Here is a 1754-nt window from a genome sequence, read left to right as displayed (position 1 = left end):
TATGAATCCCTTACTATCAGAGATTTTTTCTGTCTCTGACAGACATTCCCGTTCAAGGAGTAAAATGTGAGTGAAGCCAAGCACGTCCCGCTACTGATTTTGGGTTCCGGTCCTGCAGGATACACTGCTGCAGTGTACGCTGCCCGGGCAAACCTGAAGCCGGTTATGATCACTGGTATGCAACAGGGCGGGCAGTTGACCACCACTACAGACGTGGACAACTGGCCAGGAGGCCCCGAAGGTCTTCAAGGCCCCGGCCTGATGGAAGACATGCGCGTTCATGCAGAACGCTTTGGTACCGAAATCATATTTGATCATATCGAAGAGGTCGATCTGAGCAGGAAACCTTACACCCTGAAAGGCACCGATACTTACACCTGTGACGCCCTGATTATCAGCACCGGTGCCAGCGCCCGTTACCTGGGTCTGAACAGCGAAGAAGCCTTCAAGGGCAAGGGCGTATCCGCCTGTGCTACCTGTGATGGATTCTTCTACAAAAACAAGGACGTAGTGATTGTGGGTGGCGGTAACACCGCTGTTGAGGAAGCTCTCTATCTTTCTAACATTGCTAAAAAAGTCACTCTGATTCACCGTCGTCAGGGTTTCCGTGCAGAAAAAATTCTGCTGGACAAGATGATGGAGCGTGCAGAAAACGGCAACATGGAACTGGCTCTCGACTCTACTCTGGATGAGGTACTGGGTGACGACATGGGCGTGACTGGCGTTCGCATCAGGAATGTAAACACAGGCGAGCTTCGTGAAATCAGCGCCGAAGGCTGTTTTATTGCCATCGGTCACACACCGAACACCGGTATCTTTGAAGGTCAGCTGGAAATGAAAGACGGCTACATCAAGGTCAACGGCGGCCCGGAAGGCAATGCGACACTGACTTCTAAAGAAGGTGTATTTGCTGCGGGTGACGTTATGGATCATGTTTACCGTCAGGCTATTACTTCCGCCGGCACCGGCTGCATGGCGGCTCTGGACGCAGAAAAATATCTGGACTCTCTGTCCTGACCAAACTGCCCAGCTATTGAGACAGCCTCTGTTGCAGGGCTTTCAAAAATTTTCAGAGCGATCAAAGGGTCAAGAAGCTTTCTGACTACTCACCGCCTCTTGGGCTTCAGATGTTATCCTGAAGTCTTCAGACAAGGTGCCTTTCTCATCCGAAGCGGTTGTCTTAGGTGCGTAGTCCAGCGGTTGCTCCAACGGCTTTGGACGCTCGCTACGGCGCTTTGGAATCTGCCCCGACAGCAAGGCAGTGCTGCTGATCAGAGAATCACTGAGCTTGTTCTTGACATTGTCATCGTCACACAGTGATTCGGCTCCGTTAGCCATATGCTCGTGGACATCTTTATAACTGTCCGTCAGTTTGTTGATCAGGTGCGCCGTTGTATTAAAATGATCGGCCACGCTATCTTGGTACTGTTTAAATTCAGCCTCCAGCTCTACCAGCTGAGCTTCCATTTTGCCTCGATCTGAACGAGGGCCTGCCAGTAAATGGTACAAAAGTACACCACCGACTATTCCCGCTAAAAATGCCAAACTGCCTACAAACCAAAGTACATTCACATTTTCCACAGCATCGCCTCATTGGGTGGAACATTTCACGTCCCTTATTGATGTCAAAGTTATAATCTTTTATGCGCAAAGTATAGAGCGGTTGTGTAACATCCGGATGCCAAAACATACCTTGTCCTGCTAAAGCAGGAAGGTTACATTGTGCTCCTTTATTCCAGCCTTTTGTAATAAAG

The 1754-nt window shown here is 49.8% G+C and carries 2 protein-coding genes; one reads left to right on the top strand and one right to left on the bottom strand.

Annotated features, from left to right (window positions below; genetic code table 11):
* Positions 1-66 precede the first annotated feature (66 nt).
* Positions 67-1017 carry a thioredoxin-disulfide reductase gene (gene trxB, locus KDK16_RS02880; RefSeq protein ID WP_257274590.1) on the top strand — a complete coding sequence of 317 codons (951 nt, stop codon included), beginning with the start codon at positions 67-69 and terminating at the stop codon, positions 1015-1017.
* 69 nt (positions 1018-1086) lie between these two features.
* On the opposite strand, the gene KDK16_RS02875 is transcribed toward trxB, so the two are convergent.
* Entirely contained in the window at positions 1087-1581 is a 495-nt protein-coding gene (locus KDK16_RS02875; RefSeq protein ID WP_257274589.1) for a YhcB family protein, read from the bottom strand.
* Between the last annotated feature and the right edge of the window lie 173 nt (positions 1582-1754).

This window comes from Endozoicomonas sp. SESOKO4, assembly GCF_024606275.1.
This window is presented reverse-complemented; position numbering and strand designations above follow the sequence as displayed.